The organism is Streptomyces sp. NPDC093149 (assembly GCF_044754145.1).
Taxonomy (GTDB): Bacteria; Actinomycetota; Actinomycetes; order Streptomycetales; family Streptomycetaceae; genus Streptomyces.
Genome location: NZ_JBIVON010000001.1, coordinates 471,239 through 485,582 on the forward strand (window position 1 = coordinate 471,239; position 14,344 = coordinate 485,582).

16 protein-coding genes and 1 tRNA gene are annotated in these 14,344 nt (G+C 68.7%); 14 read left to right on the forward strand and 3 right to left on the reverse strand.

Annotated features, from left to right (window positions below; all coding sequences use genetic code 11):
• The first annotated feature begins 21 nt into the window (after positions 1–21).
• The 5 genes from ACIQCZ_RS02320 to ACIQCZ_RS02340 all read left to right on the forward strand — a co-directional run bounded on the left by ACIQCZ_RS02320 (position 22) and on the right by ACIQCZ_RS02340 (position 4,228).
• Positions 22–474 carry a MaoC family dehydratase N-terminal domain-containing protein gene (locus tag ACIQCZ_RS02320; RefSeq protein ID WP_402278883.1) on the forward strand — a complete coding sequence of 151 codons (453 nt, stop codon included), beginning with the start codon at positions 22–24 and terminating at the stop codon, positions 472–474.
• Positions 474–902, forward strand: coding sequence for a MaoC family dehydratase (locus ACIQCZ_RS02325; protein WP_351085030.1), 429 nt, complete (start codon positions 474–476; stop codon positions 900–902). Before ACIQCZ_RS02320 ends, ACIQCZ_RS02325 begins: the two co-directional genes overlap by 1 nt.
• A gap of 145 nt (positions 903–1,047) precedes the next feature.
• Positions 1,048–1,596: a TetR/AcrR family transcriptional regulator gene (locus tag ACIQCZ_RS02330; RefSeq protein ID WP_402278886.1), complete on the forward strand. Its 549-nt coding sequence runs from the start codon at positions 1,048–1,050 to the stop codon at positions 1,594–1,596.
• Positions 1,597–1,671: 75 nt separating this feature from the next.
• The gene (locus ACIQCZ_RS02335; protein ID WP_402278887.1) at positions 1,672–3,102 is read left to right on the forward strand and encodes an MFS transporter; all 1,431 of its coding nucleotides are present in this window, start codon (positions 1,672–1,674) and stop codon (positions 3,100–3,102) included.
• Positions 3,103–3,172: 70 nt separating this feature from the next.
• Positions 3,173–4,228: a UDP-N-acetylmuramate dehydrogenase gene (locus tag ACIQCZ_RS02340; protein WP_402278889.1), complete on the forward strand. Its 1,056-nt coding sequence runs from the start codon at positions 3,173–3,175 to the stop codon at positions 4,226–4,228.
• A gap of 223 nt (positions 4,229–4,451) precedes the next feature.
• Here the strand turns inward: ACIQCZ_RS02340 and ACIQCZ_RS02345 are convergent, their stop codons facing one another.
• Positions 4,452–5,087 (reverse strand): NAD(P)-dependent oxidoreductase, encoded by a 636-nt coding sequence (locus ACIQCZ_RS02345; RefSeq protein ID WP_402278891.1) that lies wholly within the window; start codon positions 5,085–5,087, stop codon positions 4,452–4,454.
• Between the two features lie 87 nt (positions 5,088–5,174).
• Between ACIQCZ_RS02345 and ACIQCZ_RS02350 the strand changes: the two genes are divergently transcribed.
• Positions 5,175–5,780: a TetR/AcrR family transcriptional regulator gene (locus tag ACIQCZ_RS02350; protein WP_402278893.1), complete on the forward strand. Its 606-nt coding sequence runs from the start codon at positions 5,175–5,177 to the stop codon at positions 5,778–5,780.
• Between the two features lie 64 nt (positions 5,781–5,844).
• Here ACIQCZ_RS02350 and ACIQCZ_RS02355 read toward each other — a convergent pair whose 3' ends face one another.
• Positions 5,845–6,903, reverse strand: a complete 1,059-nt coding sequence (locus ACIQCZ_RS02355) for an adenosine deaminase (RefSeq protein ID WP_402278895.1) — start codon at positions 6,901–6,903, stop codon at positions 5,845–5,847.
• 122 nt (positions 6,904–7,025) lie between these two features.
• Entirely contained in the window at positions 7,026–8,252 is a 1,227-nt protein-coding gene (locus tag ACIQCZ_RS02360) for a pyridoxal phosphate-dependent aminotransferase (RefSeq protein ID WP_351078066.1), read from the reverse strand.
• Positions 8,253–8,476: 224 nt separating this feature from the next.
• Between ACIQCZ_RS02360 and ACIQCZ_RS02365 the strand changes: the two genes are divergently transcribed.
• The 8 genes from ACIQCZ_RS02365 to rplJ all read left to right on the forward strand — a co-directional run bounded on the left by ACIQCZ_RS02365 (position 8,477) and on the right by rplJ (position 14,287).
• Positions 8,477–8,549, forward strand: a tRNA-Trp gene (locus ACIQCZ_RS02365).
• Positions 8,550–8,655: 106 nt separating this feature from the next.
• Entirely contained in the window at positions 8,656–8,943 is a 288-nt protein-coding gene (gene secE, locus ACIQCZ_RS02370) for a preprotein translocase subunit SecE (protein WP_351078063.1), read from the forward strand.
• 73 nt (positions 8,944–9,016) lie between these two features.
• Positions 9,017–9,904 carry a transcription termination/antitermination protein NusG gene (nusG, locus tag ACIQCZ_RS02375; protein ID WP_402278898.1) on the forward strand — a complete coding sequence of 296 codons (888 nt, stop codon included), beginning with the start codon at positions 9,017–9,019 and terminating at the stop codon, positions 9,902–9,904.
• Between the two features lie 176 nt (positions 9,905–10,080).
• The gene (gene rplK / locus ACIQCZ_RS02380; RefSeq protein ID WP_006126872.1) at positions 10,081–10,515 is read left to right on the forward strand and encodes a 50S ribosomal protein L11; all 435 of its coding nucleotides are present in this window, start codon (positions 10,081–10,083) and stop codon (positions 10,513–10,515) included.
• 81 nt (positions 10,516–10,596) lie between these two features.
• Positions 10,597–11,319, forward strand: coding sequence for a 50S ribosomal protein L1 (gene rplA, locus ACIQCZ_RS02385; protein ID WP_093897228.1), 723 nt, complete (start codon positions 10,597–10,599; stop codon positions 11,317–11,319).
• Between the two features lie 164 nt (positions 11,320–11,483).
• A complete protein-coding gene (locus ACIQCZ_RS02390; protein ID WP_402278901.1) occupies positions 11,484–12,386 on the forward strand; it encodes a hypothetical protein in 903 nt (300 codons plus the stop codon).
• Positions 12,387–12,584: 198 nt separating this feature from the next.
• Positions 12,585–13,469, forward strand: a complete 885-nt coding sequence (locus ACIQCZ_RS02395) for a DUF1396 domain-containing protein (protein ID WP_402278903.1) — start codon at positions 12,585–12,587, stop codon at positions 13,467–13,469.
• Between the two features lie 287 nt (positions 13,470–13,756).
• Complete coding sequence (gene rplJ / locus ACIQCZ_RS02400; protein WP_266415516.1) at positions 13,757–14,287, forward strand: 50S ribosomal protein L10; 531 nt, start codon at positions 13,757–13,759, stop codon at positions 14,285–14,287.
• Positions 14,288–14,344: the final 57 nt, after the last annotated feature.

The window sequence follows — 14,344 nt, forward strand, 5'->3', positions numbered from 1 at the left end:
TCATCAGGAGGTAGCGAGCACATGGCGCTCGACCATTCCTTCGTGGGGCGGACCTATCCGCCCACTCCGCCGTACGAGGTCGGCCGGGAGAAGATTCGCGAGTTCGCCGAGGCGGTGGGTGACGCCAATCCGGTGTACGTCGACCCCGAAGCCGCCAAGGCGCTCGGTCACAGCGATGTGATCGCGCCGCCGACGTTCGTCTTCTCGATCACCTTCAAGGCCGCGGGGCAGGTGGTGCAGGACCCGCAGCTGGGTCTGGACTACAGCCGCGTCGTGCACGGCGACCAGAAGTTCGCCTACACGCGTCCCGTTCGGGCGGGGGACCGGCTGACGGTCACCTCGACGATCGAGGACGTCAAGTCCTTGGCGGGCAACGACATCCTGGACATCCGTGGCGAGGTCCACGACGAGTCCGGTGAGCACGTCGTGACCGCGTGGACGAAGCTGGTGGCGCGCGCCGCCGAGGAGGCGTGATGACGGCGAAGGTTGCTTACGAGTCGGTCGAGGTCGGTACGGAGCTGCCGGCGCGGTCCTTCCCGGTGACCCGGGCCACGCTGGTGCAGTACGCGGGCGCTTCCGGTGACTTCAACCCGATTCACTGGAACGAGAAGTTCGCCCGTGAGGTCGGACTGCCGGACGTGATCGCGCACGGCATGTTCACCATGGCCGAGGCGATCCGGGTGGTCACGGACTGGGCCGGCGATCCGGGTGCGGTCGTCGAGTACGGGGTCCGCTTCACCAAGCCGGTCGTCGTCCCGAACGACGACGAGGGCGCCCTGATCGAGGTAGGGGGCAAGGTGGCCGCCCTGCTGGACGACAAGCGGGTGCGGGTGGATCTGACGGTCATGAGCGAGGGCAAGAAGGTGCTGGGCATGTCCCGCGCCGTGGTGCAGCTCGGCTGAGGCCGCCGAATGTGGTGTGAGGGGCACCGTCCGTGGGGGCGGTGCCCCTCACGCATGCGCCCGTCTTGCCCATGCGCCCGTCGCGGCCGGGATCCCGCGCTTGACCAAGTTAGTGATTGAGTACTAACTTAATTGCATGGCAAGGATGAGTGCAGAAGAGCGACGCGAGAGCGTCATCCGCGCGGCGGTCACCGAGTTCGCCCGCGGCGGATACGACGCCACCTCCACCGAGGCGATCGCCAAGCGGGTGGGGGTCTCGCAGCCGTACCTCTTCCGCCTCTTCCCCAACAAGAAGGCCATGTTCCTGGCCGCCGCCGAGCGCTGTCTCGTGGACACCCGGAAGGTCTTCTCGGAGGCGGCCGAGGGTCTTGAGGGCGACGAGGCGCTGCATGCCATGGCCGAGGCGTACCAGCGCCTGATCGTCGGCGACCCGGACAAGCTGCTGATGCAGATGCAGATGTACGCGGCCGTCGCGGCGGCCGAGGCGGCGGGGGATCACGAGTTCGGCGAGTCGGTCCGTGCGGGCTGGCTGCAGATGTGGGACGAGGTCCATCTGGCGCTCGGTGCCGATCTCGACGAGACGACGACGTTCTTTGCGTACGGCATGCTCGTCAACACCCTCGCCTCGCTCGGCTTCCCGGCCGGTCACCGGGTCTGGTCGGGGTTCTACGACTCGGCCAGGCCGGCCGCCTGAACAGTGCGACCCGGGTTCCGCCCGGTTTTCTGCCCGGACAAGTTAGTCATTGATAACTAATCCCCAGGGGGAACAGTGAGCCAGCACACGGCAGGCCGCTCAGGAGCGGTCTGGGCCCTCGTGATCACCAGCGTCGCCGGATTCATGGCGGCTCTCGACAACCTCGTCGTCACCACCGCCCTGCCCTCCATCCGCAAGAGTCTCGGCGGTGAACTGGCGGAGCTCGAATGGACCGTGAACGCGTACACCCTCACCTTCGCCGTGCTGCTGATGCTCGGGGCGGCGCTCGGTGACCGGTTCGGCCGACGCCGGCTCTTCCTCGCCGGGCTCACCGTCTTCACCGGGGCCTCCGCCGCTGCCGCCCTCTCACCCGGCATCAATGAACTCATCGCCTTCCGGGCCGTCCAGGGCGTGGGCGCGGCGATCATGATGCCGCTGACGCTCACGCTGCTCACGGCCGCCGTGCCGGCCGCCCGCCGCGGCGCCGCGCTCGGCATCTTCAGTGCCGTCACCGGACTGGCCGTGGCCAGCGGACCGCTGATCGGCGGCAGCCTCACCGAGCACCTGTCCTGGCAGTGGATCTTCTGGCTGAACGTTCCGATCGGTCTGGTCCTGCTGCCACTGGCGCGGCTGCGCCTGGCGGAGTCGTACGCGCCGAACTCGCGGCTCGACGTCCCCGGCACACTCCTGGTCAGCGGCGGGCTCTTCGGCATCGTCTACGGCCTGGTCAACGCCAACACCGACGGCTGGACCAGCGCCACCGTCCTCACCGCGCTGCTCGTGGGCGCCGCGCTCATCGGCGGGTTCATCCACCACGGATTCCGTGCGAAGAACCCGATGCTGCCCATGCGGCTCTTCCGTGACCGCGCGTTCTTCGGGATCAACATGGCCGGTCTGCTGATGTTCCTCGGGATGTTCGGCTCGATCTTCCTGCTCAGCCAGTACTTCCAGGGCGTGCTGGGCTACACGCCCACCGAGGCCGGCCTGCGGATGCTGCCCTGGACCGGAATGCCGATGCTGGTCGCCCCCGTCGCGGGGGCGCTCTCCGACCGGTTCGGCGGCCGGCCGGTGGTCGTGGCCGGGCTCGCGCTCCAGGCGATCGGCCTGGCCTTCTTCGCGATGGTCATCGGACCCGACACCTCGTACGTCTCGCAGTTGCCCGGCCTGATGGTCGGCGGCGCCGGCATGGCCCTGTACTTCGCACCCGCCGCCAGCCTCGTGATGTCCAGCGTCCGCCCCACCGAGCAGGGCATCGCCTCCGGCGCCAACAACGCCCTGCGCGAGGTCGGCGGAGCCCTCGGGGTCGCCGTGCTCGCCACGGTCTTCTCCTCGCAGGGTGGTTACGACTCGGCGCGGTCCTTCACGGACGGGACCGTTCCGGCGGTGTGGATCGGTGCCGGCGCGGTGGCGCTGGCCGCCCTCGTCGCCCTGCTGATACCGGGCCGCCGCCACGCCCCGGTCCCGGAGCCCGAGGCCGCCGGGGAGCGTGTCCCCGTGGCCGCCTGAACCGCGGTCCCGTGCGCGCGGTCCGTGGCCCCGCCCGAGCGGCGGGGCCACGGACCGTACTCTTGTCCCCGTGCAGGAACTCCACGACGCCCCCCTCGCCCCCCTGACCACCTTCCGGCTCGGCGGCCCCGCCGCCCGCCTCCTCACGGCGACGACCGACGCCGAGGTGATCGAAGCCGTGCGCGAGGCCGACGACAGCGGCACCCCGCTCCTCGTCATCGGCGGCGGCAGCAACCTGGTGATCGGCGACAAGGGCTTCGACGGTACGGCGCTGCGCATCGCGACCAAGGGCTTCGCCCTGGACGGCACGACGCTGGAACTGGCCGCCGGTGAGATCTGGACGGACGCCGTGGCGCGCACCGTCGAAGCAGGTCTCGCCGGCATCGAGTGTCTGGCCGGAATTCCGGGATCCGCGGGTGCGACGCCGATCCAGAACGTCGGCGCCTACGGCCAGGAAGTGTCCTCCACGATCACTGAGGTCGTCGCCTACGACCGCCGCGCCCGTGAAACGGTCACCGTTCCGAACGCCGAGTGCGCGTTCTCGTACCGGCACAGTCGCTTCAAGGCCGAACCCGACCGTTTCGTGGTGCTGCGTGTCCGCTTCGAACTGGAAGACGCAGGCGGTTTGTCCGCGCCCCTGAAGTACCCCGAAACGGCGCGTGTCATGGGCGTCGAGCAGGGCGAGCGCGTGCCCGTCGCGGCCGCCCGCGAAACGGTGCTCAAGCTCCGCGCCGGCAAGGGCATGGTGCTGGACCCCGAGGACCACGACTCCTGGTCGGCCGGCTCCTTCTTCACCAATCCGATCCTGGAGCAGGCGGAGTACGAGACGTTCCTCGCCCGCGCCAAGGACCGGCTCGGTCATGAGGTGACGCCCCCCGCCTTCCCCGCGGACGGAGGGCGCACCAAGACCTCCGCGGCCTGGCTCATCGACAAGGCCGGCTTCACCAAGGGATACGGCACCGGCCCGGCCCGTATCTCCACCAAGCACACCCTCGCGCTCACCAACCGCGGCGGCGCGACCACCGAGGACCTGCTCGCGCTCGCCCGCGAGGTCGTCGCCGGGGTCCACGAGGCCTTCGGCGTCACGCTCGTCAATGAACCCGTGACGGTCGGCGTGAGCCTCTAGCGCCGTGACCGGAAAGGTTCACCGGCTCGCGACGCCCGGCACGGCACCTCGCCGCGTTGTCGCATCACCCGAGTACGTCCCGTACGAGGGCGATCCTCCGCCTTGCGAAGCACCGCACCGAACGCCGCGAGCTTCCCGGCAAACCTTTCCGGCCACAGCACTAGCTAGCGACGTGACCGGAAAGGTTCACCGGCTCGCGACACCCGGTGCGCCGCCTCGCCGCTCAGTACGCCACGCCCACGCCCTGCTTCACCGCGGCGGGATCGTCGATCAGCGCCAGCATCGCGTGTGCCACATCGGCCCGTGAGATGGTCCGGCCGCCGCGCGGACTGCCGCCGACGACAGTCCGGTACTTCCCCGTCAGAGGCCCGTCGGTGAGCCTCGGCGGCCGTACGGACGTCCAGTCCGTCGCGCTCCTGGCGAGCGCGGCCTCCATCAGCGTCAGGTCCTCGTAGACCTCCTTGAGGATCGCTCCGACCACCCTGCGGACCAGCCGGTCCGGCAGCGGGTCGTCGGCGGGCCGGGGTCCGACCGGGGCGGCGCTGACCACGACCAGCCGCCGCGTCCCCTCGGCCTCCATCGCCCGCAGCACCGACCCGGTGAGCCGTTCCGCGACGCCGTCGGCCCTCCGGCCGCGCGAACCGAGTCCGGAGAGCACCGCGTCCCGGCCCGTGACCGTCTCGCGCAGTGCTTCCGGATCGTCGATGCGCGCCAACGTGCGGACCTGTACGTCGGAGAGCGGGACCTGCAGCCGCGCCGGATCGCGCACGACCGCCGTCACCTCGTGCCCCGCCGCCACCGCCTGGCGGACGATCTCCTGACCGACCCCGCCCGTCGCGCCGAACACTGTGATCCTCATTGCGCACCCTCCTGGGGTGGGTAAGTATTCACTCACCCCTAGGGTGAGCGGATACTCACCACCTCGTCAAGCTTCACTGGAGTCCACATGGAGCAGAAGCCGGCCCGCGTCCGCATCGTCGACGCCGCCCATCAGCTGATGCTCACCATCGGCCTGGCCCGCGCCACCACCAAGGAGATCGCCAGGGCCGCCGGCTGCTCGGAGGCCGCGCTCTACAAGCACTTCCCGAGCAAGGAGGAGCTGTTCGTGGCCGTGCTCAAGGAACGGCTGCCCAGACTCAACCCGCTGCTGAAGCGGCTCATCGCGAGCCCTGGGGCGGGGGAGCGGACCGTCGAGCAGAACCTCACCGAGATCGCCCGCCAGGCGGCCCTCTTCTACGAGCAGAGCTTCCCGATCGCCGCCTCGCTGTACGCCGAGCCCACGCTCAAGGAACGCCACAACGCGGCGATGCGGGAGCTGGGCACCGGCCCGCACATGCCCATCCGCGGCCTGGACGCCTATCTGCGCTCCGAGCAGGCCGCCGGACGGGTGCGAGCCGACGCGGACACGTACGCGGCCGCCTCACTGCTCCTGGGGGCCTGTGCGCAGCGGGCTTTCGCTTACGAGGCCACGGAGGCCGGAGCACCGCCGCAGTCCCTCGACGACTTCGCCGCGTCCCTGGCCGGGGTGCTGATGCGAGGGGTGGGCGTGTAGGCCGGGCCGGATGCCGCGGCACCGGAACCAGAGGCGCCAGGGCCGCTTGTTCGGATCATGCCGATCACGCCGGGCTCGCTGTCGGGAAGCCCTGGACGGATTCACCCGCCGGCTTCGAAAGCCAGTCGTCGATGCCGGTCAGGAGTTCCGTCCGGACCGCGGCCGGGGCCGCGGAGCCCCGCACCGACTGCCGGGCCAGTTCCGCCAGCTCGTCGTCCGTGAACGCGTGGTGGCGCCGTACGAGGTCGTACTGCGCGGCCAGCCGGGAGCCGAAGAGCAGTGGGTCGTCCGCGCCCAGGGCCATCGGCACCCCGGCCTCGAACAGGGTGCGCAGGGGGACGTCGGCGGGCTTCTCGTAGACGCCCAGTGCCACGTTCGACGCCGGGCACACCTCGCAGGTCACCCCGCGCTCCGCCAGCCTGCGCAGCAGCCGCGGGTCCTCTGCGGCCCGTACACCGTGCCCGATCCGGGCCGCGTCGAGATCGTCCAGACAGTCCCGCACGCTCGAAGGACCGGCCAGTTCGCCACCGTGCGGGGCCGCCAGCAGCCCGCCGTCGCGGGCGATGGCGAAGGCCCGGTCGAAGTCCCGGGCCATCCCGCGCCGCTCGTCGTTGGAGAGCCCGAATCCGACCACCCCCCGGTCCGCGTACCGCACGGCGAGCCGGGCCAGCGTCCGGGCGTCCAGCGGATGCTTCATCCGGTTCGCCGCGATCACCACCCGGATCGGCAGACCGGTCTCCCGCGACGCGCTGTCCACCGCGTCCAGGATGATCTCGATCGCCGGGATCAGGCCGCCGAGCAGCGGGGCGTACGAAGTGGGGTCGACCTGGATCTCCAGCCAGCCCGAGCCGTCCGCGACGTCCTCCTGGGCCGTCTCGCGCACGAGCCGCTGGATGTCCTCGGCGGACCTCAGGCACGAGCGGGCGATGTCGTAGAGCCGCTGGAAGCGGAACCACCCGCGCTCGTCCGTGGCCCGCAGCCTGGGCGGTTCGCCGCCGGTCAGGGCCTCCGGCAGATGCACGCCGTACTTGTCGGCGAGTTCGAGCAGGGTCGTGGGCCGCATCGACCCGGTGAAATGCAGGTGCAGGTGGGCCTTGGGCAACAGCCGTACATCACGCTCCATTCCAAGATCCTGCCGCACGCGTGGGGTCCAGCGGTAGCCGCTTTTCCTATCGAGTTGGCCACCGAACAAGAAAGCGACCCCCCGGCCGGAGCCGGGGGGTCGCCCACTGGAATCAGGACGCGTCAGGCCTTGGCCTCGCCCAGCAGCTTCTGGAGCCGCGAGACGCCCTCGACGAGGTCGTCGTCACCCAGGGCGTACGAGAGCCGCAGGTAGCCCGGCGTGCCGAAGGCCTCTCCCGGTACGACCGCGACCTCGGCCTCGTCCAGGATCAGCGCCGCCAGCTCGACCGAGGTGGCCGGGCGCTTGCCGCGGATCTCCTTGCCGAGCAGCTCCTTCACTGAGGGGTAGGCGTAGAACGCGCCCTCGGGCTCGGGGCACAGCACGCCGTCGATCTCGTTGAGCATCCGGACGATGGTCTGCCGGCGCCGGTCGAACGCGGTCCGCATCTCGGCGACCGCGTCCAGGCTGCCGGAGACCGCGGCCAGCGCGGCCACCTGGGCCACGTTGGAGACGTTGGACGTGGCGTGCGACTGCAGGTTGGTCGCGGCCTTGACGACGTCCTTCGGGCCGACGATCCAGCCCACCCGCCAGCCGGTCATCGCGTACGTCTTGGCGACGCCGTTGACCACGATGCACTTGTCGCGCAGCTCGGGCACGATCGCGGGCAGCGAGGTGAACTTCGCGTCGCCGTACACGAGGTGCTCGTAGATCTCGTCGGTCAGCACCCACAGGCCGTGCTCGACGGCCCAGCGGCCGATCGCCTCGGCGTCGGCCTCGCTGTACACGGCGCCGGTCGGGTTCGACGGGGAGACGAACAGGACGACCTTCGTGCGCTCGGTGCGCGCCGCCTCCAGCTGCTCGACGGAGACCCGGTAACCGGTGGTCTCGTCGGCCACGACCTCCACCGGGACACCGCCGGCCAGCCGGATCGACTCGGGGTAGGTGGTCCAGTACGGGGCCGGGACGATGACCTCGTCGCCCGGGTCGAGGATCGCGGCGAACGCCTCGTAGATGGCCTGCTTGCCGCCGTTCGTCACCAGGATCTGGGAGGCGTCGACCTCGTAGCCGGAGTCGCGCAGCGTCTTCTCCGCGATGGCGGCCTTGAGCTCCGGGAGCCCACCCGCCGGGGTGTAGCGGTGGTACTTGGGGTTGCGGCAGGCCTCGACCGCGGCCTCGACGATGTAGCCGGGGGTCGGGAAGTCGGGCTCACCGGCCCCGAAACCGATCACCGGACGGCCGGCGGCCTTGAGGGCCTTGGCCTTGGCGTCGACGGCGAGGGTGGCGGACTCGGAGATGGCACCGATGCGGGCGGAGACCCGGCGCTCGGACGGAGAAGTTGCAGCGCTCATGACCCCCATGGTCCCAGACCGTGATCCCTGTCGGCGCAGGGGTTTCAGGGACCGGACAGGACTCGGACACCATGCGGACAACATGTGACCAGGAGTGGTCGGGAGCTATCTGTTCGACGCCGGGCCGCTGAACACGTACACTCACCTGTCGTTGGCCTTCACCCGCCGCACCGTTCTCGCACCCGGGCATCCGGGAAGATGCGGTAGGTTGGTGGAAACCACAAAGGGTCGTAGCTCAATTGGTAGAGCACTGGTCTCCAAAACCAGCGGTTGGGGGTTCAAGTCCCTCCGGCCCTGCTACACACTCCTTCGCCAGGATGTGTGCGCATGTACGTACTTCAATGCACCGCCGTGCGGCTCCACCGGGCGCGGCACGGCCATGACCCGGAATCAGGTGAGTAGCGTGACGGACGCCGTGGGCTCCATCGACATGCCTGATGCCGAGGATGAAGTACCGGAGTCGAAGAAGAAGACCCGGAAGGGCGGCAAGCGCGGTAAGAAGGGTCCTCTGGGCCGCCTCGCGCTGTTCTACCGCCAAATTGTCGCCGAGCTGCGCAAGGTCGTCTGGCCGACTCGCAGCCAGCTGACGACGTACACCTCGGTGGTGATTGTCTTCGTCGTCGTCATGATTGGTCTGGTGACCGTGATTGACTTCGGATTCCAGCGGGTCGTCAAGTACGTCTTCGGCTGATCCCGCGGAGGGCGCCTCATGGGCGCCCCTTTCGCATGTTCCACCCATTTGTATCCAGGAAGAAGCAGCCACCGTGTCTGACCCGAACCTGAACGACGCCGTCGAGCCGACGGCGGGCGCCTTCGAGTCCGCCGAGGACGAGCTCGACATCGTCGAGGCGGCGGACGCCGAGGAGCCGGACCAGGCCGAAGCTGCCGACGCCGCCGCAGGTGAGCCCGCCGAGCAGGCCGCCATGCACACCGAGGACGACGAGGCCGCCGAGGCCGATGCCGGTTCCGAGGACGACGACGAGCACGCCGAGGCCGACGAGGAAGCCGGGGAGGAGGCCGAGCTGGCCGCCCCGGTCGACGCCGTCACCGCCCTGCGCGAGGAGCTTCGCGGCCTTCCCGGCGAGTGGTACGTCATCCACACGTACGCCGGTTACGAGAAGCGCGTGAAGGCCAACCTCGAACAGCGTGCCGTCTCGCTCAACGTCGAGGAGTTCATCTACCAGGCCGAAGTGCCCGAGGAAGAGATCGTCCAGATCAAGAACGGCGAGCGCAAGAACGTCCGCCAGAACAAGCTCCCGGGTTACGTCCTGGTGCGCATGGATCTGACGAACGAGTCCTGGGGCGTCGTCCGTAACACCCCGGGTGTCACCGGCTTCGTGGGCAACGCCTACGACCCGTACCCGCTGACGCTGGACGAGATCGTCAAGATGCTCGCCCCGGAGGCCGAGGAGAAGGCCGCCCGCGAAGCCGCCGAGGCCGAGGGCAAGCCGGTTCCGTCCCGCAAGGTCGAGGTGCAGGTGCTCGACTTCGAGGTGGGCGACTCGGTCACCGTCACCGACGGCCCGTTCGCGACGCTGCAGGCGACGATCAACGAGATCAACGCCGACTCGAAGAAGGTCAAGGGTCTCGTCGAGATCTTCGGCCGCGAGACCCCGGTCGAGCTCAGCTTCGACCAGATCCAGAAGAACTAGCGGCTTCCCGCCAGTTTTCGGACACATGCCTACCGAGCAGGTCAGATCGGCTGAGAAGCCCGTCTGACCTGCTTGGTTTTTGGTCGCGCAGCTATACCCGTTATCGTTGCGCGGTATGCCTCCATCCGGATGACCGGAAGGCGGCGAAACACTCTCACTAGGACCCGGAGAGAGCAATGCCTCCCAAGAAGAAGAAGGTCACGGGGCTTATCAAGCTCCAGATCAACGCCGGTGCGGCCAACCCGGCCCCGCCGGTCGGCCCCGCGCTCGGCCAGCACGGCGTCAACATCATGGAGTTCTGCAAGGCCTACAACGCCGCGACCGAGTCGCAGCGTGGCATGGTCGTGCCGGTGGAGATCACGGTCTACGAGGACCGTTCCTTCACCTTCGTCACCAAGACTCCGCCGGCCGCGAAGCTGATCCTCAAGGCCGCGGGCGTGGAGAAGGGCTCCGGCGAGCCCCACAAGACCAAGGTCGCCAAGCTGACGGCCGCCCAGGTCCGTGAGATCGCCACGACGAAGCTCCCCGACCTGAACGCCAACGACCTCGACGCCGCGTCGAAGATCATCGCTGGCACCGCCCGTTCCATGGGCATCACGGTCGAAGGCTGATTCAGCCCCTCACGTCCTCAGTGGTAGGGCCAAGCGCTGGCCCGCACCACGACTCCACACCCTGAAACCACAGGAGTAGAAGTGAAGCGCAGCAAGAACCTCCGGGCTGCGGACGCCAAGATCGACCGGGAGCGCCTCTACGCCCCGCTTGAGGCCGTCCGTCTCGCCAAGGAGACCGCGACCACCAAGTTCGACGGCACTGTCGAGGTCGCCTTCCGTCTGGGTGTCGACCCGCGCAAGGCCGACCAGATGGTCCGTGGCACCGTGAACCTCCCGCACGGCACCGGCAAGACCGCCCGGGTCCTGGTCTTCGCGACCGGTGACCGTGCTGCGGCCGCGGAAGCCGCGGGCGCCGACATCGTCGGCGCCGACGAGCTCATCGACGAGGTGGCGAAGGGCCGTCTGGACTTCGACGCCGTCGTCGCGACCCCGGACCTCATGGGCAAGGTCGGCCGCCTCGGCCGCGTGCTCGGTCCGCGTGGTCTGATGCCGAACCCGAAGACCGGTACGGTCACCCCCGATGTCGCGAAGGCTGTCAACGACATCAAGGGCGGCAAGATCGAGTTCCGCGTCGACAAGCACTCGAACCTGCACTTCATCATCGGCAAGGTCTCCTTCGATGACACGAAGCTGGTCGAGAACTACGCCGCGGCGCTGGAGGAAGTCCTCCGTCTGAAGCCGTCCGCCGCCAAGGGCCGCTACATCAAGAAGGCCGCGCTGGCCACCACGATGGGCCCCGGCATCCCGCTGGACGCCAACCGCACCCGCAACCTCCTCGTCGAGGAGGACCCGGCCGCCGTCTGAGCCCCCGCGCTCGGCATCAGGCCGCGTCACGTGTGACATGGACGGGCCCCGCAACCTTTCGAGGTGCGGGGCCCGTCCTCGTATCCGTATGGAACCGATGGCTGTGTCGGAGCTGTGCGTTAGCGTGAGGACCCGACTGAGCCGAACGAGGGGTGGAAGCTGACATGAGGACCAGTACCGTGCGACGCGTGTGTCTGTCGGTGGCAACGGCAGCGGCGCTGACGTCGGTCGCGGCCTGCGGGGGGTCGGACGGCGGCAAGGGCGACAGCCGCGGCAGCGGCGTCGTGAAGGCCGACCCGATAGCCGCGCTGCGTGATGTGCAGAAGAAGACCGGCGGGGAGAAGTCGGCGAAGGTCGAGGGCACCACCCGGATGGGCACCACCATGTCCATGAAGCAGACCGGCACCATCGACTGGACCGACGGTCTCACCGGCGCCATGGAGATCACGTACACCGGCGGCAGCATGGCGGACGCCATGAAGCAGAACGGTGGCACGGGCACCATGCAGGCCCGCTATTTCAAGGACGGCTACGTCGTCAACATGGGCGACGCCTTCGCCAGGCAGGCCGGTGGCAAGCACTGGATCAACTACGGCTACGCCGACCTCGCCAAGATCGCGGGTGCCTCCGGCGAGGCGATGAAGCAGCAGATGCAGAACACCACCCCCGACCAGGGCGTGCAGTCCCTGCTGGCCTCCGGTGACGTGAAGAAGGTCGGCCAGGAGGACGTGCGCGGGGTCTCCGCCACGCACTACTCCGGCACCGTGAACGTCGCAGAACTGACCGCGAAGAACTCCGCGCTGGACGCCGACCAGCTCGCTCAGCTGAAGAAGCAGCTGAGCGACGTCGGGATCACCACGGAGACGGTCGACATCTGGGTCGACGAGAACAATCTGCTGGTCAAGAAGTCCGAGCGCGGCCAGATGAAGACCGGCGAGCTCAATTCGACCGTGTACTACAGCGACTACGGCACGAAGGTCTCGGTCGAGAAGCCCCCGGCCGGCGACACGGTCGACTTCACCGATCTCGTGAAGCAGCAGCAGAAGAGCGGCGCGGGAGCATCCTGAGCCTCCGCTCCGACCGCTCCACGCGTCGACGCACGCCCGCCGGCCGCGGACAGGCGCGACGACCGGGCCCCGCACCTCGGAAGAGGAAGGTGCGGGGCCCGGTCGTTGTGTCGGCCACGTTTATTGACTCGGCGCTGTCAGCGCCGGCCGATATGGTCATGGGACTTGACTAATATTTTGACGTCCCGTGGGGGGATCATGCGTTCGACTTACAGAAGGACCGCTGTCGCTGTTCTGGCCGGAGTGCTGCTGTGCGGAACGGCGGCGTGTACGGGAGAGAAGAGCGGCCCGGCCGCTGTCGGCGAGAACGGCGAGCGGGCGGGGCAGAAGCCGGTCGAGGTGACACCTGCCGCGGCCGTGCGGAAGGCCGCCGACAACAGCCGCCGGATCACGTCGCTCACGTACCGGATGAGCGGCGAGGTCCAGGGGCAGACCATGGAGGGGACCGCGGCGATGTCCATGAAGCCGCCGGCCATGCAGATGCACATGAAGGGCGGTTCCGCGGGGGAGACCGGCGAGGTCGAACTGCGACTCACCGGCGATGCCATGTACATCAACGGTGGCGCGGAAGCGGCCGCCGAGATGGACGGCAAGTCCTGGCTCAAGCTGGACATGGCCGAGCTCAAGAAGTCCACGGGGCAGGACCCGCTGGGTGGTCTGTCCAGTCAGGCCGACCGCAATCCCGCGGAGGAGTCCGCCTCGATGAGCGCCGCCAGGGACCTCAAGAAGGTCGGGCCGGCCACCGTGGACGGCGTCCGGACGACGCACTACACCGGCACGGTCACCCTGGCCGACGTGCGTGCGTCCCTCGCGGACGAGGACGCGGAGACCCGCGAGCGACGTACACAGGCACTGAAGAAGTACGAGGACATGGGCATCGAGAAGCTCTCGATGGACATGTGGATCGACGGCAGCGACCACACCAAGCAGTTCCGCACCCGGTCCACGACCGACAAGGGCCGGCTCGACCTGACCATCACGTTCGTGGACTTCAACAAGCCCGTGACGGTCAAGGCCCCGCCCGCCTCCGAGACCATGGACCTGGCCGAGATGATGAAGGGCGCCGGCGGCGCAGCAGCCTGAGCCCTCGTACGACCCGGGCGCGTCGTCCGCTTCGGGACGGATTTGCTCGACGCGGCACCGGTCGCGTAACCTCCTACAGAAGCCAAAGACCGCTGGTCGTTGCTGTGCTCTCGCAAGAGGGAACAGCGACCGAAGGATCCGTTGAGTACGGGCGACCTGCGCAGGTGACTGTGGAAAGCTCCCGGACCTCGTTCGGTCGAGCTACGCCCTGGCGCCCGCGCCGGGGCGTTTCGTCTTTCCCGGCCCCTTCTGAGCGGTCCTCATCACCCGGAAGGAGGCCGACGCTCATGGCAAGGCCCGACAAGGCTGCCGCGGTAGCCGAGCTGACGGACCAGTTCCGCAGCTCGAACGCCGCTGTGCTGACCGAGTACCGGGGTCTCACCGTGGCGCAGCTCAAGACGCTGCGTCGTTCGCTCGGTGAGAACGCCCAGTACGCCGTGGTGAAGAACACGCTGACCAAGATTGCGGCCAACGAGGCCGGGATCACTTCGCTGGACGACCAGTTCACTGGTCCGACGGCGGTTGCCTTCATCACCGGTGACCCGGTGGAGTCGGCGAAGGGTCTTCGTGACTTCGCCAAGGAGAACCCGAACCTCATCATCAAGGGCGGTGTCCTTGACGGTAAGGCACTGACCGCGGATGAGATCAAGAAGCTCGCGGACCTCGAGTCCCGCGAGGTTCTGCTCGCCAAGCTGGCGGGCGCCATGAAGGGCAAGCAGACTCAGGCTGCTCAGGTCTTCCAGGCGCTCCCGTCGAAGTTCGTCCGCACCGCGGAGGCGCTTCGTGCCAAGCAGGCCGAGCAGGGCGGTGCCGAGTAATTCGGCTCGCGCAATGATCGCCGCCCTCTAGGGCGACGGTCGCAGCGGGCCGAATGT

Excerpts from the sequence above, each read along its gene's own strand:
- ACIQCZ_RS02330 (WP_402278886.1), top strand. The coding sequence starts at position 1,048 with ATGAGTGCAGAAGAGCGACGCGAGAGCGTCATCCGCGCGGCGGTCACC.
- ACIQCZ_RS02325 (WP_351085030.1), top strand. The coding sequence starts at position 474 with ATGACGGCGAAGGTTGCTTACGAGTCGGTCGAGGTCGGTACGGAGCTG.
- ACIQCZ_RS02350 (WP_402278893.1), top strand. The coding sequence starts at position 5,175 with ATGGAGCAGAAGCCGGCCCGCGTCCGCATCGTCGACGCCGCCCATCAG.
- ACIQCZ_RS02320 (WP_402278883.1), top strand. The coding sequence starts at position 22 with ATGGCGCTCGACCATTCCTTCGTGGGGCGGACCTATCCGCCCACTCCG.
- ACIQCZ_RS02355 (WP_402278895.1), bottom strand. The coding sequence starts at position 6,903 with ATGGAGCGTGATGTACGGCTGTTGCCCAAGGCCCACCTGCACCTGCAT.
- rplJ (WP_266415516.1), top strand. The coding sequence starts at position 13,757 with ATGGCAAGGCCCGACAAGGCTGCCGCGGTAGCCGAGCTGACGGACCAG.
- ACIQCZ_RS02345 (WP_402278891.1), bottom strand. The coding sequence starts at position 5,087 with ATGAGGATCACAGTGTTCGGCGCGACGGGCGGGGTCGGTCAGGAGATC.
- ACIQCZ_RS02390 (WP_402278901.1), top strand. The coding sequence starts at position 11,484 with ATGAGGACCAGTACCGTGCGACGCGTGTGTCTGTCGGTGGCAACGGCA.
- ACIQCZ_RS02395 (WP_402278903.1), top strand. The coding sequence starts at position 12,585 with ATGCGTTCGACTTACAGAAGGACCGCTGTCGCTGTTCTGGCCGGAGTG.
- ACIQCZ_RS02360 (WP_351078066.1), bottom strand. The coding sequence starts at position 8,252 with ATGAGCGCTGCAACTTCTCCGTCCGAGCGCCGGGTCTCCGCCCGCATC.
- rplK (WP_006126872.1), top strand. The coding sequence starts at position 10,081 with ATGCCTCCCAAGAAGAAGAAGGTCACGGGGCTTATCAAGCTCCAGATC.